The sequence below is a fragment of the Chryseobacterium sp. RU33C genome, from assembly GCF_900156015.1.
Taxonomy (GTDB): domain Bacteria; phylum Bacteroidota; class Bacteroidia; order Flavobacteriales; family Weeksellaceae; genus Chryseobacterium; species Chryseobacterium candidae.
This window is the reverse complement of sequence record NZ_FTMT01000003.1, coordinates 39,120-58,459: the sequence shown is the minus strand read 5'-3', so window position 1 is coordinate 58,459 and position 19,340 is coordinate 39,120. Positions and strand designations below refer to the sequence as shown.

Below are 19,340 nucleotides of genomic sequence, written 5' to 3'. Positions count from 1 at the left end.
TTATTATATGAAGAAACTGTTTACTCTGCTGCTATTGGTTTTTCTGGCAAAAATTAATGCACAAATATATTCCGGGGAGGTATTTCTGAGAGACAACTCTATTTTATATCTCAATCAGGTGTATGTCACAAACTTGAATACACAAAAAACTGTTCTTACGGATTACAATGGTAATTTTAATATTCCGGCTAATACCGGGGATGTGATCCGGTTTACCTCTATTGTAACCGAAAGAAAAGATATCAAGCTTAACCCTCAATCCATGGAACAAAAAAATCTGGTTGAGCTTAAGATTGCCTATTATGAAATTCAGGAAATTGTTCTCAGCAGGTTCAAGCCTACCGGAAATCTTCGGTATGATGTAAATTCTTTAAGAAAAGAAGACAAAGCTTATGCTCTTAAAAAAGTAATTGGTCTTCCTGAACCAAAAGGTGACGGTACGCCTCCAGAACTGCCTGTTGCCGGACTTCGGGATGGAGGTCTTACCTTCAGTCTGGAAAGCATCTATGATATTCTTTCAGGAGAAAGAAAGAAAAAACAGCGTTATCAGGCCTATGAAAGGATGAACAGTTCTGTGGCACAGATCAAAAATTATCTGGGTAAAGATTATTTTGCCAAATTTAAAATACCGGAAAACTTAATTGATAACTTCCTTCAGTTTGTTTATTCCTCAGAAAACATCCAGGCTTATGTGCTGGCAGGCAACTTTGAAGCTGTGAAAGTTCCTATTGAAAAATACCTTCCAATCTACCAGAAAAGACTTAGAAGTTCGCATCTTCAGGAAGTTGTAGGCAGTAACTAGAAAATCAGGTAAAAAACAACTCAAAATATTTTATAACTCATGTATATTACATGGGTTATTTTTTTGTTGAATAGCTGGAAAGACCATCTATCCTTTACTGCTATTCGAAAAATATGAATTATTCAAATTTCACAACACATTATTCTTTAATGTTCAAAAATATGCTTAATTTTATCTCACAAACAAGTGTTTAAAAATAAAAAGCCTTGTATTTCGTTATCAAATAAAAAACTAAGCAACCAAAACGCAAATTAAGAGTGAAGCACCGAATTTTTAATTTAATATTAATTAATGAAAAAAGTACTTTTACTTCTTTGTTGTATGTTTTTCGTTACCATGTCTTCTCAAAAAAAAGGGAAAGACTACAGTGATATTTTGAAAAGTAAGAATATCTACGAGATTAATGCCTTTTTACGGGACGCCCATCCTGATGATCCCAAAAGATCCGTTCTGAAACCCAGGGTGATGGAAATGATGAAAGAGTATATCAAGAATGCACATCCTGCAGACCAAAAGGTAAAAGACATGCAGGAAATGCTTGCTATGCTGCGGAGAAGACCTTCTACCAAAATTACCTTTGATGAAATGAATGCCATCATCAAACAAAAACAGATTGCAAAATATAAAGCTGAGCTGGCTGCAAAACAATCTACCACTGTGTATACGCCCAGTACTGCCCAAAATACATATGTTGTCAACACTACTGCCAATAGCGCAATTCCCAACACTGAAGCAGAAGAGTTCAACATGTTAATGGCAGTCTCTCCTGTGGAACATAAAAACAGGACTGTAAAAATTTTAAATTCCTTATTTGATAATGATCCTAATGCTAAGGAATGCATTGTTTTGATTCAAAATAAGTCAGACTGCAATATCATTGTAAGAATGGAAGGTGTAGGAACTACCAAATATAGACTGGCAGTTCCTGCTCAGGGCGAAGGCTCCATTGTTATAGAAAAAGGGCAATATCTTTTTACCAGCCTGGTTTGCGGAGCTCAGTATGCTTCACAAAAAACAATTGAAAGACCCATTATGGTTGCTTTGGGAAGTCAGTAATACACCACAAAGGCAAATTATCTCTATGTCTTTTACCACCAAAAGACATAGAGACTCCATAAATTTTCACTATTTTTGCACTCATTTTATAACTCAATGGGCAAGAATAAATTAGCAAGATTTGCAGAAAACAAAATATTACCGAATGTAATCCAGCCAACAAGAGAAGATGCTTTAAATGGTTTCGATCTTAAAGGAAAATGGAGAGACAATTTCTTTAAAAATGATAATCCGGTTATACTGGAATTAGGTTGTGGAAAAGGGGAATATTCTGTAGGGCTCGCAAAAACATTTCCTGAAAAAAACTTTATCGGAGTAGATATTAAAGGAGCAAGATTTTGGTTTGGCGCAAAAGAAGCTGTAGAAAACAAGATGAATAATGTAGCGTTTTTGAGAACTCAGATTGAGCTTGTTGATTATTTCTTTGCAGAAAATGAAGTTGACGAAATTTGGATTACATTCCCGGATCCACAGATTAAATACAAAAGAACAAAACACAGATTAACACATCCGGATTTTTTAAACCGATATAAAAAGTTCCTGAAGCCAGGAGGTATCATTCACCTGAAAACCGATTCAGAATTCCTGCATGGGTATACGCTTGGATATCTGCAAGGAGCAGGTTATGAGATCATTTCTGCCCACCATGATATATATGGTGCACCAGAATACGATCCTAATACAGAGCATTTGAGAGATATCAAAACGTATTATGAAGAGCTATTCTCAGCGAAAGGAAAAACCATTACTTATATCAAATTCCGGATAAACTGATGAATTAAACGATATGATGAAAAAAAATTTTTTAACAATTTTATTCTTCACATTTCTTATCTCCAACTTTACACAGGCCCAAAAGAGCAGTAAAGACATTTTAAAAAGCACAAATATTAAAGAAATTGAAGAATACCTGAAGAACGCACACCCTGACGATCCTAAAAAAACCGTGCTGAAGCCCAAGCTTATTGCTTTAAAAAACTCCGAATGGACAAAGGGTGCACTTACTGCCAAACCTATGGAAGCAAGGCCTGTTATTGCGGATATTCCGAAGAACGCGATGAGGAATCCTGATTCTGATGATGCCGAAGAGTTTAGAAAGCTTATTGCTGAAACATCTGCTGAACATAAGGAGAAGACAGTAAAGGTGCTGAACGCTATGTTTAATGAGGATATCAGCCGCAATGAAGCTATTCTCTTATTCAAAAATAATTCTGACTGCAATATTGTATTACGGATAGAAGGAAAAGAGTTTTATAATCTTGCAGTTCCTGCTCGTGCAGAAAACTTCATTGTACTTAAGAAAGATTCATATACGCTTAGCAGCAACATCTGTGATATGAAATATTCCTCTCAGAAAGACATTAAAAAAAGTATATTTGTAACAATAGAGAACCCGAAACCCTCCAATGTTGAACTGAAATCAATTCAAAAGGAGCAGATAACGGAGCAATCACAGAAAAAACAAAAGTCAAAAAATAAAATAGGATGAAAAAACTATTAGTTCTTACCGGAACTTCATTGATTCTTGCCAGCTGTAATGTCAATTATGGAGCCTACCCGGGAGGAACTTCCTATCCTTATCCTGCCAACAATTCCGGTAACAGAGCCAATACAGAAAGAGAGTACAATGATCTTATAAAGACTTATAAACCGGAAACAGCCGACGTACTTAATGACCTTCTTAATAGTGATGATCCTAAAAATCCCAGGACCTCTATTTCTGTAGAAAATAAATCCCCATGCAATATGGTGCTTACAGTAAGCGGAGGTAATTTTTTCAAGAAAATTCCTATTGGTGCCGGTAAGATAGGATACACTATGGTTCCTAAAAATCAGAACTACAGATTATCCGGGGTTGTGTGCAACTCTATTTACCAGTCTACAAAGTTTGTCACAACTTCTTATTCTGTAAAACTTTCAAACTAACATACAGCCCGCAGAGTTTCTGCGGGTTTTTATTTTAAATAAAAAATTCTGATATTTTCTTGCAATGAATAGTCAAAAGATACTAAACAAGATTATTTTAAACCTTTCAAGGTAAAATTGATCACTAAGTATAAAAATGAGTTTTATACATACTTTTCTAAGAAATAGCTCTTGTATATAAATAAAAAAACGCTGGACCGAAATCCAGCGTTTTTCCTATATTAAAGAAAATCTTCAATTATTCTGCATCGAAATCAGCATCTGTATCAGCAGATACTTTTTCTCCTTCTTCTTTAGATTTTTCTTTATCAGCTTTTCTTTGAGACTGACCTTCTTTGATAGATTCAGAAACTACGCTAAGGATCATATCAATAGACTTAGAAGCATCATCGTTTCCTGGGATAACGAAGTCAACTTTTCTAGGGTCAGAGTTTGTATCAACGATACCGAAAACTGGAATACCAAGTTTCTTAGCTTCAGTTACCGCGATGTGTTCTCTTAAGATATCAACTACAAATACAGCAGATGGAAGTCTCACCATGTCAGCGATAGAACCTAAGTTCTTCTCCAGGTTAGCTCTTTGTCTGTCAACTTGTAATCTTTCTTTTTTAGATAAAGTTTCGAATGTACCGTCTTTTTTCATTTTGTCGATAGCATTCATCTTCTTTACAGCCTTTCTGATAGTAACGAAGTTCGTTAACATACCACCTGGCCATCTTTCTGTAATATAAGGCATATTAAGTTCAGAAGCGTGTTTTGCAACTACTTCTTTCGCTTGCTTTTTAGTCGCTACGAAAAGAACTTTTTTACCTGCAGAAGTTAATTTTTCTAAAGCGCTGCATGCTTCATCTAATTTAACTGCTGTTTTATGTAAGTCTACAATGTGAATACCGTTTTTCTCCATAAAAATGTATGGAGCCATATTTGGATTCCACTTTCTAGTCATGTGACCGAAGTGTACGCCAGCCTCTAAAAGGTCTTTTACATTTGCTTTTGCCATGTTTTCTGTTTTTGTTAGTTTACTTTCCGTCTTTTAAACAATCAACAACTTCTTTAGATGGGAGAAGCGTTTGGATGCTAAACGTAACGGGCAATTGGCGGTCTGCTTTTTGCTTTTGGCAATGGGCTTTTCGCCGAGATTAAGTTTAAAAAAAATTTAATACATTTCTGTAGCCAGTAGCCATAAGCCATCTGCCAACGAGAAATCTTAACGTTTTGAGAATTGGAATCTCTTTCTTGCTTTTTTCTGACCTGGCTTCTTTCTTTCCACCATTCTTGCGTCTCTTGTAAGTAAACCAGCTGGCTTCAATGCTAATCTGAACTCAGCGTTGATTTCGCATAAAGCTCTAGAAATACCTAATCTGATAGCCTCTGCCTGACCTGTATTTCCACCACCGAATACGTTTACGGTAACGTCATACTGACCAACAGTCTCAGAAAGGATAAACGGTTGGTTTAATTTGTAAACCATCACGTCTGTAGAGAAATATTCTTTAGCATCTTTACCGTTTACTGTAATAACACCAGAACCTGGTTTTACATAAACTCTAGCTACAGAAGTTTTTCTTCTTCCGATTTTGTGAACTATAGACATAATTAATTATTTAAATTCGTTAACATTAATTGTTTTTGGCTGTTGAGCTTCATGTTTGTGCTCAGTTCCTTCATATAAATAAAGGTTCTTAAGGATAGCAGCTCCTAATCTGTTTTTAGGCAACATACCTTTTACAGACTTTTCTAATACCTTTAAAGAATCTTTCTTTTGAAGTTCAGCCGCAGTCATAGACTTCTGCCCACCAGGGTATCCTGTATGCCAGATATAAGTCTTATCAGCCCACTTGTTTCCGGAAAGTGTAATTTTCCCAGCATTCAAAACGATTACGTTATCACCACAATCTACGTGAGGTGTGTAGTTCGTTTTGTGCTTACCTCTCAAAATCTTTGCAACCGTAGAAGCTAATCTACCTAACGGCTGTCCTTCAGCGTCTACCACAACCCATTCTTTATTAGCAGTAGCTTTGTTCGCTGAAACAGTTTTGTAACTTAATGTATTCACACGTTTTAGTTAAAGATTAAACATAATTTACCCCTAAAAGGGTGTGCAAAGGTACAAATTATTTTTGTAACCCAAAAACATATTTTATTTAATCTATATAATCTTCTCCCTGTCCCCTTCTATTAATAGATTTTAACACTATTTACAATTTTGGCACAGATCTTGAAAACTCATGAGCCGATGAAAAATACACTTCGAAGATTCTAAAAACACCAATGAAACAGCAAAGAGTTTATTCCCTCAACTCTTTCTTTTTATTAAATTTACTTTAAAGATTTCCGTAAAACACTTGGATATAATTATAATTTCATTGAAATATTTATATTTGCGTTAATCATATTCCATAATCATGAGCCACGGAAAAATAAGAGATGATAAAACCTGCCTCAACTGCGGGCATCAGGTTGAAGAAAGGTTTTGTCCCCACTGCGGACAGGAAAATACTGAAAGACGACAGCCCTTCTACTTTCTTTTCACCCATTTCATTGAAGACTTCACTCATTATGACGGGCAGTTCTGGGGAACAGTAAAAAATTTGTTATTTAGACCCGGCAAACTGACAAACACTTATCTGGAAGGAAAGAGACAGAAATTCGTTCCTCCTGTAAAGCTTTATATTTTTGTCAGTTTCATTACATTTTTCGTTTTTGCTCTGTTTCCTATGGTTAATATAGGCTCTACAAAAGAGGGAAATAGTGGTGAAAATAATAAAACAAACTTTTTAAAAGTCATGAAACCTGTCGGAAAACAAAAGCTTATAGACAGTATAAAAGCAAAAAAACATCTGACTGAAAAAGACTCTCTTGCGATTGAAGGAATAAAAGCAGTTCCTGACTCTTCTGAAATAGAAGATATGATTGACATGGACAAAACAATAGATCCGGATTTTACTTTTGGTGACTACAAAACCAGGAAGGCTTATGATTCTGCTAAAGCCAAAAATCCGTCATCTCTTAGTTTTATTGAAGCCCCTATCATTCACAAATTCTTTGAGCTTAAAGAAAAAGGCGTGAAGAAAAAGGAAATTATTGCCGGTATGGTAGAAAAGTCATTTCATAATCTCCCAAAAGCACTTTTTATCTATCTCCCTCTTTTCGCATTATTTTTATGGATCTTTCATAGTAAGAAAAAATGGTGGTACTTTGATCACGGAATTTTCACGCTGCATTACTTCTCGTTTTTACTGCTTACCATATTATTGATATTCTTACTTACCAAATTGGCAGGTCTCACAGACTTCTGGCTGATTAATACCATTTTATATTTAGCAATATCACTCCTGTCATTATACACTATGGCCTATTTTTTTATTGCTCACAGGCGGGTTTATCGCGCCCATGGTTTGGTAAGCATTATTCTCGGAATGATATTATTCACCATTAACTTTATTGCATTTATGTTTTTGCTTTTAGGCCTTGCCCTAATAAGTTTCCTGATGATTCATTAATAATAAATAAAAGAGGCTTTCAATTGTGAAAGCCTCTTTTATTTATTTTCTTAATGACTTAGTTGCCCTAAAGCTTGCTATTACATAATAGGCTACAAACACCATAGAAAACTTTAGAATGGATGGAATAGCCAGTTCAAGTTTAAAAATTAAAGTACCTGCACCAACCAGAATCGCCATCACTACAAAAGACAGTCCCAGTTTTTTAGCCAGTGTAAAATCTGGAGTATCCAAATAATAAGCAATACCCCAGGCCGCACCAAAAGCAATAGCATAATAGAACTCCAAACCAATGTTTTCTGAACTTAAAAAGAAATAATTAATCAGGAAGCTTACTACAGTTCCCAATGCGAAATATATCAACGCTTTTTGCATGTCTGTAAAAATATGCTGCAAAAATAGAGAATTTAATCGGGGTGTAGAATTGTCGCAAACATTTAATTATTGAAACCAACAATATCACCCAAAAAGGTAATTGACCACAAACATTACAAATTATAAATTTGAAATAGAATCAGGAGCTGAGATATCCTCCTAATCATTTTGCAGGGTATCGAAGAGGAAAGATCTGATTTTTCAAAAATTAAAAAAACAATTACAAACCAAAAAAACAATAGACATGAAAAAGATTCCCCAAAAAACAGTAGAAATTACGGACTTTAACGAAGACAATGTTGAAGTGAATGTAATAATCAGTGCCAATACACAATTTGGTGATCCCCATTTTATCATCAATGGAACCCGGATAGATGACAACAATTTAAAAGATGACGGATTTTCTTTTACTATTCCAAAAGCAGATGTAAAGTCCGGTAATTTACTTTTTGCAACTTCTTTTAATATTAATATGCAGGTAAACCATCTGCAGATCTTAATCAATACATGCAGAATAAAATTCGAGTTTCCTCAAATTCCTAGCAAGAATTTTAATTTCAACCCCTTTAAAGGTAAAACAACCGAAGATTTAGCTGGCAGATTCATCTATGGAGTCTATAAGTACATAAATATTGAGCTATGAAAAAGATATTACTAGTAACTCTGACAGTTGGATCAACATTACTATTTTCTCAAAACAAAGAAATTAGTACAGAGTTAAACAAGCTGGAGCTTTCCAATGCTCCAAGTGTAATGCTTCTCGGCTTGGCAAGTTCTGATCTGGAAACCCCAAAATCGAAAAAAGCATTCATGACCAGTATTGTGAATTCTTTCAGCGAAAATGAAGGTCTTCCCAATGCGTACGCAGTAGAACTTACCCCGACCCATTTATTTCCTCTGACGGAAATGGATGCGTTGAAATACGCTGGCATTAAAACCATCAAAAATGCTGATAATAGAAAAGAGGAGTATAAAAATAACATTTTCAGTGAAGCAAAAAACGTTTCAGTCTCATTTGCCTTTCTGAAAAATTATAAAATTGAAAATCTTGAAACGGAAAATCCTTCGGTATCTTTTTCTTTGCGAACTACAGTAGTTAAAATAAGAAATAAAAAAAATATAGAGGCTATCACAACCTCAAACACGAATATATCAAAGGAATTAACCGATATCCAGGAAGAGTTTAGAAAATCAAAGGAATATAATGATATAGAAGCATCCAATGCCAGCCCAGATGAAAAAAATGAGATGAGGGCAAAAGCGCTAGAAAAGTTCGTCCCGGATTATTACAAGACAGAAACTGAAAATTATAAAAAATACCTTGACGAAAAACCTGCTTTTCAATTAGATGTCGCTTCGGCCTACAGTACTTTCTTTTTAGATAACCAGTTTAAAAATAATCAATTCGGGAAATTTGGGGTTTGGCTGACAATGAGTTCTGGAATCAATCTGGAAAGGAGAAATCAAGAGCCAAAGCCCAAATCAGCTGAAGAACAAAAGATAACTGCAAATCAAAAGAACGAAAAGCCCAAAGTAATGATCAAAGAAACCCCTGAAGACCCTTCAAAGATTGAAAAACAATTAAATTTTTATGCCGTTGCAAGATACATGCAGGACAAAACAGTTTATGATGTTGCCAACGGGTTCAGCAAAACCAACAATTATGATTTTGGTGGAAAAATAGAGCTTGTTTATAATAAATTTTCCATTGGGTATGAATTCATTTACAGAAGCAGTGATTTAGACAATACCTATCGTTCTAACGGAATCATTAACTATAAAGTATCCGACAGCGTTTATATTAATGCAGCTTTTGGAAAGAATTATGGTGATAAGGATAATCTGATTTCATTTTTAGGGTTGAACTGGGGATTGGACAGCAAAAGAAAAACACTTTTTTCAGAGAAACAATAAAGGAAGCTTTCTGAAACCAAACTTATGGTTAAAAATGTCGGTAGATTTTGATCTGCCGACATTTTTATTATTACAGAGCAGCGTAATAATCTGTAAAATACCGATTCAGCCTCTGACAAAGTCTACAAAACCAAAAAAACAATTATTATAAATGTTTAAAAATCAAAACATTAAATTACAAGTCTTGGTTTTCATTTTATTACTATATTTGAGAACTTAGAAACTGTCTAGAATTTTTATGGAAACCCAAAAATATACTCCAACCAACAAGGTAAGAATCGTAACTGCTGCCTCATTATTTGACGGGCATGATGCTGCAATCAATATTATGCGTCGTGTTATCCAGGGAACAGGATGCGAAGTGATCCACTTAGGACACGATAAATCAGCAGAAGAAGTTGTAAATACAGCAATCCAGGAAGATGCTAATGCTATTGCATTAACTTCTTATCAGGGAGGTCATAACGAATATTTTAAATATATTTATGATCTTTTGAGGGAGAAAAATTCACCGCAGATCAAAATTTTTGGCGGCGGTGGCGGTGTAATCCTTCCGGAAGAAATCAAAGATCTGATGTCTTACGGAATCGACAGAATTTATTCTCCGGATGATGGCCGTGAGCTGGGACTTCAGGGAATGATTGATGATCTGGTACAAAGATCAGATTTTGCTACAGGAAAAGATGTTACAGCAAAAGATCTTGATGATATCAGCTTTGAAAATCCGTCAAGCATTGCTCAAATTATTTCAGCTGTTGAAAACTTCTCAGAAGAAAAACCTGAGCTTGTAAAAGCAATCGATGAAAAATCTAAAGATCTGACTATTCCAATCATTGGTATTACAGGTACCGGAGGAGCTGGTAAATCATCACTAACAGATGAATTGGTAAGACGTTTCTTACGTTCAAATACGGATAAAAAAATCGCTATTATTTCCATTGACCCTTCGAAAAAGAAAACCGGAGGGGCTTTATTAGGCGACAGAATCCGTATGAACGCGATCAATGATCCAAGAGTTTATATGCGTTCTATGGCAACCAGAGAAAATAACGTTTCTGTTTCTCCTTTCATTCGCTCTGCACTGAATGTATTGAAACTGGCCCGTCCTGATATCATCATTCTTGAAACTTCGGGGATCGGGCAGTCTGGTTCAGAAGTTTCTGATTTTGCGGACGTTTCCATGTATGTAATGACTCCAGAATATGGAGCATCCACTCAGTTGGAAAAAATCGACATGTTAGACTATGCAGATCTTGTCGCATTGAATAAATCTGACAAGCGTGGTGCATTGGATGCACTTCAGGCGGTAAGAAAACAGTTCCAGAGAAATCATTTACTATGGGAAAGCCCGTTAGACGATATGCCGGTATATGCAACCAAAGCATCTCAGTTTAATGATCATGGAACTACAGAATTATACAACAGATTGGTTTCAAAAGTAAATGATAAATTCTCTGAATTAAATCTAAAAACCTTTGTAGAACAGGAAATTACAGAAGAAGTAACCATCATTCCTCCGAAAAGAGTCCGTTACCTTTCTGAAATCGTTGAAAACAATAAACAATACGACATCAATATTGAAAAACAGGCAGAATTAGCCAGAAAAATGTATCATATTGAAGGCGTTAAAAATATCATTTCCAATGACGTTCTGGATGCTGAATATCAAAAAGCAGAAAAAGAACTTCAACAGGATAATATCGACTTCCTAAAGACTTGGGACGACACGAAAAAAGCTTTCCATGCAGAGTTTTATTCTTATTTTGTGAGAGGAAAAGAGATCAAGGTTGAAACTTCTACTGAGTCTTTATCTCACTTAAGAATTCCAAAAATTGCATTACCAAAATACAATGACTGGGGAGATCTGATCAAATGGAAAGGACAGGAAAACCTTCCGGGAAGCTTCCCTTACACTGCAGGTATTTATCCGTTCAAGAGAACCGGAGAAGATCCTACAAGAATGTTTGCAGGAGAAGGAGGTCCTGAAAGAACCAACAGAAGATTCCATTATGTTTCTGCAGAAATGCCTGCAAAACGTTTATCTACAGCTTTTGACTCTGTTACACTATACGGTCAGGATCCGGCTTTACCACCGGATATTTATGGTAAAATCGGAAATGCGGGAGTTTCTATTGCAACACTGGATGATGCCAAGAAATTATATTCCGGATTTGATCTTGTGAATGCATTGACTTCGGTTTCAATGACGATCAACGGTCCTGCACCAATGCTGCTGGCTTTCTTTATGAATGCCGCCATTGATCAGAATGTTGAAAAATATATTAAAGAAAACGGTTTAGCATCTAAAGTTGAAGCTAAGCTTAAAGAAAAATTTGACGATAAAGGGTTAGAAAGACCGAAATACAACGGTGAGCTTCCTCCATCCAACAATGGTTTAGGATTACAGCTTTTGGGATTAACAGGTGATGAAGTAATCCCTGCTGATGTCTATGCAGAAATCAAAGCTAAAACGATTGCTACGGTTCGTGGCACCGTTCAGGCTGATATCTTAAAAGAAGACCAGGCTCAGAATACATGTATCTTCTCTACGGAGTTTGCCTTAAGATTAATGGGTGACGTTCAGGAATATTTCATCAGAGAAAAAGTAAGAAACTTCTACTCTGTTTCTATTTCAGGATACCATATTGCCGAAGCGGGAGCGAATCCGGTTTCCCAATTAGCATTCACACTGGCTAATGGTTTCACTTATGTGGAATATTACTTAAGCCGTGGAATGGATATCAATGATTTTGCACCGAACTTATCTTTCTTCTTCTCTAACGGTATTGATCCTGAATATTCAGTAATCGGACGCGTGGCAAGAAGAATCTGGGCAAAAGCCATGAAATTAAAATACGGAGCTGACGAAAGAAGCCAGATGCTGAAATACCACATCCAGACTTCAGGACGCTCTCTTCACGCTCAGGAAATTGATTTCAACGATATCAGAACTACTCTTCAGGCGCTTTATGCAATCTATGATAACTGTAATTCACTTCACACCAATGCGTATGACGAAGCGATCACAACTCCTACTGAGCAGTCTGTAAGAAGAGCGATGGCAATTCAGCTGATCATCAACAAAGAATTAGGATTGGCTAAAAACGAAAATCCGCTTCAGGGATCATTCATCATTGAAGAATTAACGGATCTTGTAGAAGAAGCTGTATATGCAGAATTCGACAGAATCACAGAAAGAGGCGGTGTTCTTGGAGCAATGGAAACGATGTACCAACGTTCAAAAATCCAGGAAGAATCCATGCATTACGAGTGGCTGAAGCATACTGGTGAATATCCGATCATCGGAGTAAATACTTTCTTAGGAAAAGATGGTTCTCCAACCGTTTTACCAGGAGAAGTTATCCGTTCTACTGAAGAGGAGAAACAGGCACAGATTGAATCTCTTCACAACTTCCAGCAGGCGAATGACAGCAAATCTGAAGAAGCCTTGAAACAACTTCAGCATGCAGCTATTAACCAGCAAAACTTATTTGAAGTAATGATGGATGCCGTGAAATATTGTTCTCTGGGACAAATTACCAATGCTTTATTTGAAGTAGGCGGTAAGTACAGAAGAAACATGTAAACCATAATTGGACATACATTTTTTATAAATCAAACCTCAAAGAAATTCTTTGAGGTTTTGTTATTTTTAATGTGAAAAAACACTAAATTTTGATGCGTTTATTTATAATGTTTGTTAAAAATTAAAAATAAAATGATCTGATCCTCTATATTTACCATCAAAAAAAATTGAATGAGAACATATATTAAAATTATTTCGGTGTTTGGTCTTTTTGTAGCGTTAGGTTCCTGTAAAACATCTAATGTAGATACCTCTCATAAAAGCGATATGGCTAGAAACGCTGAAGAACTACAAAAAAGAGAACAGGCGGAGAAAAATAGAGTTGATGTTACAAGCTCCCTAAACAATTACGGAAAGCCAGCTTCAAAATAAGGAAGTCTCCTTTGTAAATAAAATCTCCTTATTTTTGGGAGATTTTAATTTTACAATGAAACCAAAAGCTTTATTCAACTGGAGCAGCGGAAAAGATTCCGCCCTTGCTCTTTACAAAATACTACAGGAAGATCAATATGAGATTTCTACTCTGCTTACCAGCATCAATCAGGAATTCCAAAGGATTTCTATGCACGGTGTGCCTATTTCTCTTTTAGAAAAGCAGGCCGAAAGTCTTGGAATTCCGTTAATTAAAATGGAACTTCCCAAAGAACCCTCTATGGAAGAATACCAACAGATCATGAGTACAACAATGACTGGAATTAAAGCTCAGGGTATTACCCATTCCATTTTTGGAGATATTTTTCTGGAAGATCTGAGAAAATACAGGGAAGACCAGTTAACGGCCATCGGTATGAAAGCCGTATTTCCTCTGTGGAAACAAGATACAACTAACCTCATTCATGAATTTTTAGATCTTGGCTTTAAAACGATTGTAACATGTGTGAACGGATCTTATCTTGATCAAAGCTTCGCTGGACGAATTATTGATCAGCAATTCATTGATGACCTTCCTGAAAATGTAGATCCATGCGGAGAAAACGGAGAGTTTCATACTTTTACTTTTGATGGCCCTATTTTCAAAAATCCGGTTCAGTTCGAAATAGGAGAAACAGTTAAAAAGACTTATCCTAAACCTAAAACAACTCCTGAAGAAGAAGATGGGGAATATGTTTTCTGGTTCCGTGATCTGCTATTAAAATAAGCCTGTGAATATTCTTTCACAGGTTTTTTAATGTATTATTTTTCAGAAATACTTCCATTCATAGCACTTAAATTTTCCACAAAAGCGGATTACCTCTGCATTAACCTGATCATGCAGGCTATCTTAGCACGCAATTTGCTTCCCATACTGCTCTTTTGGATATTTTGCTATCTTTAAGAATATCAATCATCATTAAAAAATACAACACCTGTGATCAAAAATTTAGTATTCCTGTCCTTTTTTTGTTTTTTATTTTCCTGTACAACAACCGAGGTTCAACAAATTGCCCCTGTTGATAAAAAAACCATCATTGATTCTACCATTACCGCTTTTCAGAAAACCCTTTTAGAACAACAGATTGATTCTACTTTCAAGAAGTACCATTTCAATGGAAGTATTGCCGTTTTTAAAGATTCTACTCCACTTTACAGACGAGAAAACGGATATTCTGACTTTAAGAAGAAAACTAAAATTGACAGTAATACCATTTTTGCAATAGGTTCGGTTAGCAAGCAGTTCACGGCTGTTTTGATCTTGCTTCAAATGGAAGAAGGACAACTTAATGTGACAGATAAGGCATCAAAATACCTGAAAGAATTTCAGATCAAAGAATATGAAAACATTACCATTCATCAGCTGTTAAATCATACTTCCGGGTTGAATCTGATGGGCGGAAAACTGATGTTTAAAAGCGGATCAGATTTCTTTTATTCCAACGATGGATTCAATGCACTTGGAAAGATTGTGGAAAAAGTATCCGGAAAATCATATCATGAAAATGCATTGGAACTTTTTAAAAGATCAGGAATGACTCATTCCTCAACGGGAGATAGTTTTCAAGGAACTCATTTTGCCAGTGCTTATGTTGGAACTCCTGTCAAATTCTCTGAGGTCCCCAATATGCCGAAAAGATTAGGCGGACCAGAAATAGGAACACCTGCCGGTGGAATATTATCTACCATTCAGGATCTTCATTCATGGAATAATGCTCTGTACGGAGGAAAAATTCTAAAACCTGAAACCCTGAAACTCTTTATGGCTAAGAGTGCGGAAAGACACCATGCTATTTTTGGGAAAATGGGTTACGCTTACGGAGTCATGCTTAATATCGGCCACCCCAATTCTTATTTCCACAGTGGTTATGTAAAAGGTTCTCCCTCTTTAAATATTTATTATCCGGACACAAAAACATCCGTAATCATTCTGTCTAATATTGCTGATGAGGAAAGAGGAAAAGGTTTGATCTTCAGACCGCATATTGAAGTAAAAAAGATCACTGATCATCTTGAGAATACGCTTACAGAGCTTAGATCAAAACATTAGTTTTAATAGTACTTTATTTATACCGGCTTAAGGAATTCCTGCATTTTTACTAAATTTTTTTTATGCTCAATAAAATTGAATAATGCAAAAACAAGAGCTACCTGTAATAGAAAAGGAAGGATCAAAGTCATGAGAAACCCTGCAACATCAGTATAATTGTGTTCTCTGAAAAACTGGTAAGCATAATCTCCGCTCCTTATTGCCACTTGCATCATGGAACTAGCACAAACAATCGTTAATCCCAGATTCTGCTGGTACATCGTGTAAAGAGATTTCCCCTTGTATTTAAAGTCAGTTTTAATATATTTCCAGATTTTATAATTTAAAATCCAGATTAATATCGTTACCAATACAAACGAGCCATTCAGTAGTTTAAAGAACAGATCATATTGCTTTTGATTTCCTGATGTGAAAATCAGCAATAGGTTAACAGCAAAAGCCAAAATACATACCATTAAAGATTTTTTAAAAAGCGCTTTGTATTTTTCGTGAATGATTTTCCTGGCAATCAATGGAATTTGAGTTGGATAAAACAATAAGTAATTAACCATTTTAAACTCTCCATTCCATGATTCTTTTACCTTTAAGAAAGCTTTCTCAAAACTGATATTTTCACTGAACTGCATATCCGAAATCTGACTGATCATATGATCTCTGATTTCTACCAGAATATCCAGAGAAAGCTGCTGACCTAACAGATAATCTGTAATTGTATTTTCCTGTACTTTGGTAATCATATATTAAATATTGTCTGTAGATTGATTAAATAACTTTTCATCTCGTTTTCCTGCTCTGTCTGCTGTTTTTTACCTTTTTCAGTCAGCAGATAATATTTACGGTCTCTCCCGTTGATCTTTTGAATTTCGGAAGTTATCATTCCGTCACTTTCCAGTTTGTGCAGCAGCGGATAGAGTGCTCCTTCTGTCATTTCAAGCTCTCCCAGAGTAAGTTCTTTCGCTCTTTGGGTAATTTGATACCCATACATTTTAATTTCTTTTGAGAGGAGCTTCAAAATAATATTCTGCAGGGTACCTTTATAGAGACTACTCTTTTTCATAGAATGATTTGTATACATTGCAAACTTATGCATAATTTTCTTATGTATATTAAATTAATATAAAAACTTTTTAAATTGCTGTATGAAAAAGATGTACTTCATAGCGATTTATCCTCCACAGGAGATTATTGAAGAAGTAAAAGCCTTTAAAAAAGATCTGGTAATGAATTATGCCAATTCCAAAGCGTTGAAAAACGAGGCTCATATTACACTATTCCCTCCCTTTTCAAGAGAAACTGAACTGGAGGATGATATTCATATTGCTTTTCAGAAGATTAATACGGATATCATCCCTTTTGAAGTAGAACTGGATGGCTTTGGAAGCTTTCCCAATCCTAAAAATCCTGTACTCTATATTCAGCCAAAAGAAAATATTCATTTAACAGAGCTTTATCATAGGGTAAAAGAGTACTTTAATTTTGCCCAGTATTCTTTTCATCCTCATATGACTGTAGGATTCAGAGATCTGACCTGGGAAAATTATCTTAAGGCCTGGGAAAAATATGAAAACAAGGAATACAAAACTAAATTTTTAGTAGATAAAATAATCCTTCTTCGTCATGATGGCCAGTGGATACCTATAGCAGAGAAAAAACTGAAAAAATAAAACCGCTGATGGAGCCGGTTGAGCTTTATTTCTCATTTATAATCTTCTGGATCAGTTTTTCAGAAATATCATGCACACATGTATTTTTTAAAAATCCTGTTTTTCTTTAATAAGGATTCCAGTAACATGAAGAATATTATGATTGTGTACTTTCATATGAATTAAAATCTTTGCGGATACTTTTTTACACTTAAAAGATAGAAAGTCATATCTTTGAAGCAATGATTTCAGAGAAAATAATTTTAGGAATTGACCCGGGGACAACGGTAATGGGATTTGGTATTATCTCCGTAAAAAAAGGAAAAATGGAGATGGTCTCTATTCATGAACTGATCTTAAAAAAATATCCCAATCACGAAACTAAACTGAAGTATATCTTTGAAAGAACACTATCTCTCATTGACGAATTTCACCCTGATGAAGTCGCTCTTGAAGCTCCTTTCTATGGAAAAAACGTGCAGAGTATGCTTAAACTTGGACGTGCTCAGGGCGTTGCCATGGCTGCCAGTCTCTACAGAAATATCCCTATTACCGAATATTCTCCAAAAAAAATCAAGATGGCAATCACCGGAAATGGAAATGCCAGTAAGGAACAGGTAGCAGGTATGCTTCAAAACCTTCTTAAATTAAAGGAATTTCCTACAAAATATCTAGATGCATCGGATGGTCTTGCCGTAGCAGTATGTCATCACTTTAATTCCGGGACGATTGCAGATACGAAATCGTATTCGGGATGGGAGAGTTTTCTGAAACAGAATCCGGACAGACTGAAATAGCTTTTTACAAATTTTCAAAATTAAAAATTAACACCCTTAAAAACAGCACCTTATACAAATACACATAATTACTTGGTAAAACATAATACTATCTTTTACATTGGTATGATTTTTAGTACTACCTTTGTATAAATTTTCAGTTATGAAAACAAACCAACAAACTATAAATCAAGGGACTCATAAAATAAACTGGTTCCAAAAGTTTCTGATGGTATGTTCAGGCGGGAACATCCATATTTTAAGAAAGACTCCGAGTGAATGGAATAAATTTTCCGGCATTGGAGGGATTGTCCTTTTCACTGCAGTATTCGCCACTTTGTCTGCAGGCTATGCTATGTATACAGTATTCGACAATATTTGGGCGGCTGTAGGATTTGGAATCTTATGGGGTCTGATGATTTTCAATCTTGACCGTTATATTGTTTCTTCCATCAAAAAAACAGGAACATGGTGGAATCAGATTCTGATGGCTATTCCCCGTCTCATCCTTGCTACGTTCCTGGGAATTATTATTTCCAAACCTTTAGAGCTTAAAATCTTTGAAAAGGAGGTGAATAAACAGCTGAACACTATCATTCAAAGAAATAAAAAACAGCTTCAGGGAGAAATGAACGGCAGGATTCTTCAACAGAGCGGTCCTTTTGAAACCGAAAAGCAGCAGATTTCAGGAAAGATCGCTCAATATCAGCGGTCGTACGACTCAGCTTCTGTAGAGCTTGAAAAAGAAATCCTGGGTAAACAATCGGGATTAACCAGTGGAAAAGAAGGTTATGGTCCCAATGCAAAACGTAAGCAGCAATTAAAGGAGCAACGCAGACTGGATCTGGAAAATTATCAGAAGCAGGCAGCGCCAAGACTGGAATATTTAGACAAAGAAATATCCAAGGTATACACGAATCTGGAAACGGAAAGAAAATCTACAGAAACATTTGAAGATAAATTCAATGGTTTTGCGGCAAGGCTACAGGCCCTGGACGAACTTGGTAAAAATTCTGCGATCATTGGACTTGCAGCCACTTTTATCATGGGATTGTTTATCTGTCTTGAGATTTCTCCGGTACTGGTAAAACTGATCTCTCATATAGGACCCTATGATTATCTTTTAGAAAAAACAGAAAACGATTTCAGGTTATATTCCAAAGAAAAAATTGAAAAAGGAAATGCACTGACTGATTTCAGAATCGATGATTTTAAAGATAATCTGAAAAATTAAAGTAATCTTTTCATATACTATCCAATCTTAAACATTAGAGAAAAAATCTATAATAAATCATTTT

Annotated in this window: 21 protein-coding genes; 15 read left to right on the top strand and 6 right to left on the bottom strand. The window is 35.5% G+C overall.

Annotated elements, in window-relative coordinates; all coding sequences use genetic code 11:
- Window positions 1-7: 7 nt before the first annotated feature.
- From BW946_RS03645 to BW946_RS03625, 5 genes are all read left to right on the top strand, one after another.
- Window positions 8-802: a hypothetical protein gene (locus BW946_RS03645; protein WP_076594880.1), complete on the top strand. Its 795-nt coding sequence runs from the start codon at window positions 8-10 to the stop codon at window positions 800-802.
- Between the two features lie 291 nt (window positions 803-1,093).
- Window positions 1,094-1,858 (top strand): DUF6759 domain-containing protein, encoded by a 765-nt coding sequence (locus BW946_RS03640; protein WP_076594879.1) that lies wholly within the window; start codon window positions 1,094-1,096, stop codon window positions 1,856-1,858.
- 96 nt (window positions 1,859-1,954) lie between these two features.
- Window positions 1,955-2,632 (top strand): tRNA (guanosine(46)-N7)-methyltransferase TrmB, encoded by a 678-nt coding sequence (gene trmB, locus BW946_RS03635; RefSeq protein ID WP_076594878.1) that lies wholly within the window; start codon window positions 1,955-1,957, stop codon window positions 2,630-2,632.
- A 13-nt stretch (window positions 2,633-2,645) separates the two neighbouring features.
- Complete coding sequence (locus BW946_RS03630) at window positions 2,646-3,347, top strand: DUF6759 domain-containing protein (protein ID WP_228402452.1); 702 nt, start codon at window positions 2,646-2,648, stop codon at window positions 3,345-3,347.
- The gene (locus BW946_RS03625) at window positions 3,344-3,784 is read left to right on the top strand and encodes a DUF6759 domain-containing protein (protein WP_076594877.1); all 441 of its coding nucleotides are present in this window, start codon (window positions 3,344-3,346) and stop codon (window positions 3,782-3,784) included. The genes BW946_RS03630 and BW946_RS03625 overlap by 4 nt, the downstream gene beginning before the upstream one ends.
- A gap of 238 nt (window positions 3,785-4,022) precedes the next feature.
- On the opposite strand, the gene rpsB is transcribed toward BW946_RS03625, so the two are convergent.
- The 3 genes from rpsB to rplM form a co-directional block, all read right to left on the bottom strand.
- Window positions 4,023-4,784 (bottom strand): 30S ribosomal protein S2, encoded by a 762-nt coding sequence (rpsB, locus tag BW946_RS03620; RefSeq protein ID WP_062675707.1) that lies wholly within the window; start codon window positions 4,782-4,784, stop codon window positions 4,023-4,025.
- A gap of 207 nt (window positions 4,785-4,991) precedes the next feature.
- Window positions 4,992-5,378 carry a 30S ribosomal protein S9 gene (rpsI, locus tag BW946_RS03615; protein ID WP_002976218.1) on the bottom strand — a complete coding sequence of 129 codons (387 nt, stop codon included), beginning with the start codon at window positions 5,376-5,378 and terminating at the stop codon, window positions 4,992-4,994.
- A gap of 6 nt (window positions 5,379-5,384) precedes the next feature.
- Window positions 5,385-5,840: a 50S ribosomal protein L13 gene (gene rplM, locus BW946_RS03610; protein ID WP_002976217.1), complete on the bottom strand. Its 456-nt coding sequence runs from the start codon at window positions 5,838-5,840 to the stop codon at window positions 5,385-5,387.
- Window positions 5,841-6,189: 349 nt separating this feature from the next.
- Here rplM and BW946_RS03605 point away from each other — a divergent pair, with 349 nt between their 5' ends.
- Window positions 6,190-7,287, top strand: a complete 1,098-nt coding sequence (locus BW946_RS03605) for a DUF3667 domain-containing protein (RefSeq protein ID WP_076594876.1) — start codon at window positions 6,190-6,192, stop codon at window positions 7,285-7,287.
- A gap of 42 nt (window positions 7,288-7,329) precedes the next feature.
- Here BW946_RS03605 and BW946_RS03600 read toward each other — a convergent pair whose 3' ends face one another.
- On the bottom strand, window positions 7,330-7,662 hold the full coding sequence (locus tag BW946_RS03600) for a hypothetical protein (protein ID WP_076594875.1): 333 nt from the start codon (window positions 7,660-7,662) through the stop codon (window positions 7,330-7,332).
- A gap of 244 nt (window positions 7,663-7,906) precedes the next feature.
- Here BW946_RS03600 and BW946_RS03595 point away from each other — a divergent pair, with 244 nt between their 5' ends.
- From BW946_RS03595 to BW946_RS03570, 6 genes are all read left to right on the top strand, one after another.
- Window positions 7,907-8,305: a hypothetical protein gene (locus BW946_RS03595; RefSeq protein WP_076594874.1), complete on the top strand. Its 399-nt coding sequence runs from the start codon at window positions 7,907-7,909 to the stop codon at window positions 8,303-8,305.
- Complete coding sequence (locus BW946_RS03590) at window positions 8,302-9,576, top strand: hypothetical protein (protein WP_076594873.1); 1,275 nt, start codon at window positions 8,302-8,304, stop codon at window positions 9,574-9,576. Before BW946_RS03595 ends, BW946_RS03590 begins: the two co-directional genes overlap by 4 nt.
- Before the next feature lie 238 nt (window positions 9,577-9,814).
- The gene (locus BW946_RS03585) at window positions 9,815-13,162 is read left to right on the top strand and encodes a methylmalonyl-CoA mutase family protein (protein WP_076594872.1); all 3,348 of its coding nucleotides are present in this window, start codon (window positions 9,815-9,817) and stop codon (window positions 13,160-13,162) included.
- A gap of 171 nt (window positions 13,163-13,333) precedes the next feature.
- Complete coding sequence (locus BW946_RS03580; protein WP_076594871.1) at window positions 13,334-13,534, top strand: hypothetical protein; 201 nt, start codon at window positions 13,334-13,336, stop codon at window positions 13,532-13,534.
- 55 nt (window positions 13,535-13,589) lie between these two features.
- The gene (locus BW946_RS03575; protein ID WP_076595069.1) at window positions 13,590-14,300 is read left to right on the top strand and encodes a Dph6-related ATP pyrophosphatase; all 711 of its coding nucleotides are present in this window, start codon (window positions 13,590-13,592) and stop codon (window positions 14,298-14,300) included.
- A gap of 210 nt (window positions 14,301-14,510) precedes the next feature.
- Complete coding sequence (locus tag BW946_RS03570; RefSeq protein WP_076594870.1) at window positions 14,511-15,623, top strand: serine hydrolase domain-containing protein; 1,113 nt, start codon at window positions 14,511-14,513, stop codon at window positions 15,621-15,623.
- Between the two features lie 17 nt (window positions 15,624-15,640).
- On the opposite strand, the gene BW946_RS03565 is transcribed toward BW946_RS03570, so the two are convergent.
- Together BW946_RS03565 and BW946_RS03560 are read right to left on the bottom strand one after the other, a co-directional pair.
- Window positions 15,641-16,360: a hypothetical protein gene (locus BW946_RS03565; protein WP_076594869.1), complete on the bottom strand. Its 720-nt coding sequence runs from the start codon at window positions 16,358-16,360 to the stop codon at window positions 15,641-15,643.
- Window positions 16,357-16,680 carry a PadR family transcriptional regulator gene (locus tag BW946_RS03560; protein WP_076594868.1) on the bottom strand — a complete coding sequence of 108 codons (324 nt, stop codon included), beginning with the start codon at window positions 16,678-16,680 and terminating at the stop codon, window positions 16,357-16,359. Before BW946_RS03560 ends, BW946_RS03565 begins: the two co-directional genes overlap by 4 nt.
- Before the next feature lie 82 nt (window positions 16,681-16,762).
- Here BW946_RS03560 and BW946_RS03555 point away from each other — a divergent pair, with 82 nt between their 5' ends.
- The 3 genes from BW946_RS03555 (at window position 16,763) to BW946_RS03545 (ending at window position 19,276) form a co-directional block, all read left to right on the top strand.
- On the top strand, window positions 16,763-17,287 hold the full coding sequence (locus BW946_RS03555) for a 2'-5' RNA ligase family protein (protein ID WP_076594867.1): 525 nt from the start codon (window positions 16,763-16,765) through the stop codon (window positions 17,285-17,287).
- 221 nt (window positions 17,288-17,508) lie between these two features.
- Window positions 17,509-18,063: a crossover junction endodeoxyribonuclease RuvC gene (ruvC, locus tag BW946_RS03550; RefSeq protein ID WP_034692903.1), complete on the top strand. Its 555-nt coding sequence runs from the start codon at window positions 17,509-17,511 to the stop codon at window positions 18,061-18,063.
- Between the two features lie 142 nt (window positions 18,064-18,205).
- Window positions 18,206-19,276, top strand: a complete 1,071-nt coding sequence (locus BW946_RS03545) for a DUF4407 domain-containing protein (protein ID WP_076594866.1) — start codon at window positions 18,206-18,208, stop codon at window positions 19,274-19,276.
- The last annotated feature ends 64 nt before the right edge of the window (window positions 19,277-19,340 follow it).

Coding starts and splice junctions, on each gene's coding strand:
- BW946_RS03645 (WP_076594880.1), top strand. CDS start 8: ATGAAGAAACTGTTTACTCTGCTGCTATTGGTTTTTCTGGCAAAAATT.
- BW946_RS03640 (WP_076594879.1), top strand. CDS start 1,094: ATGAAAAAAGTACTTTTACTTCTTTGTTGTATGTTTTTCGTTACCATG.
- trmB (WP_076594878.1), top strand. CDS start 1,955: ATGGGCAAGAATAAATTAGCAAGATTTGCAGAAAACAAAATATTACCG.
- BW946_RS03630 (WP_228402452.1), top strand. CDS start 2,646: ATGATGAAAAAAAATTTTTTAACAATTTTATTCTTCACATTTCTTATC.
- BW946_RS03625 (WP_076594877.1), top strand. CDS start 3,344: ATGAAAAAACTATTAGTTCTTACCGGAACTTCATTGATTCTTGCCAGC.
- rpsB (WP_062675707.1), bottom strand. CDS start 4,784: ATGGCAAAAGCAAATGTAAAAGACCTTTTAGAGGCTGGCGTACACTTC.
- rpsI (WP_002976218.1), bottom strand. CDS start 5,378: ATGTCTATAGTTCACAAAATCGGAAGAAGAAAAACTTCTGTAGCTAGA.
- BW946_RS03605 (WP_076594876.1), top strand. CDS start 6,190: ATGAGCCACGGAAAAATAAGAGATGATAAAACCTGCCTCAACTGCGGG.
- BW946_RS03600 (WP_076594875.1), bottom strand. CDS start 7,662: ATGCAAAAAGCGTTGATATATTTCGCATTGGGAACTGTAGTAAGCTTC.
- BW946_RS03595 (WP_076594874.1), top strand. CDS start 7,907: ATGAAAAAGATTCCCCAAAAAACAGTAGAAATTACGGACTTTAACGAA.
- BW946_RS03590 (WP_076594873.1), top strand. CDS start 8,302: ATGAAAAAGATATTACTAGTAACTCTGACAGTTGGATCAACATTACTA.
- BW946_RS03585 (WP_076594872.1), top strand. CDS start 9,815: ATGGAAACCCAAAAATATACTCCAACCAACAAGGTAAGAATCGTAACT.
- BW946_RS03580 (WP_076594871.1), top strand. CDS start 13,334: ATGAGAACATATATTAAAATTATTTCGGTGTTTGGTCTTTTTGTAGCG.
- BW946_RS03575 (WP_076595069.1), top strand. CDS start 13,590: ATGAAACCAAAAGCTTTATTCAACTGGAGCAGCGGAAAAGATTCCGCC.
- BW946_RS03565 (WP_076594869.1), bottom strand. CDS start 16,360: ATGATTACCAAAGTACAGGAAAATACAATTACAGATTATCTGTTAGGT.
- BW946_RS03560 (WP_076594868.1), bottom strand. CDS start 16,680: ATGAAAAAGAGTAGTCTCTATAAAGGTACCCTGCAGAATATTATTTTG.
- BW946_RS03555 (WP_076594867.1), top strand. CDS start 16,763: ATGAAAAAGATGTACTTCATAGCGATTTATCCTCCACAGGAGATTATT.
- ruvC (WP_034692903.1), top strand. CDS start 17,509: ATGATTTCAGAGAAAATAATTTTAGGAATTGACCCGGGGACAACGGTA.
- BW946_RS03545 (WP_076594866.1), top strand. CDS start 18,206: ATGAAAACAAACCAACAAACTATAAATCAAGGGACTCATAAAATAAAC.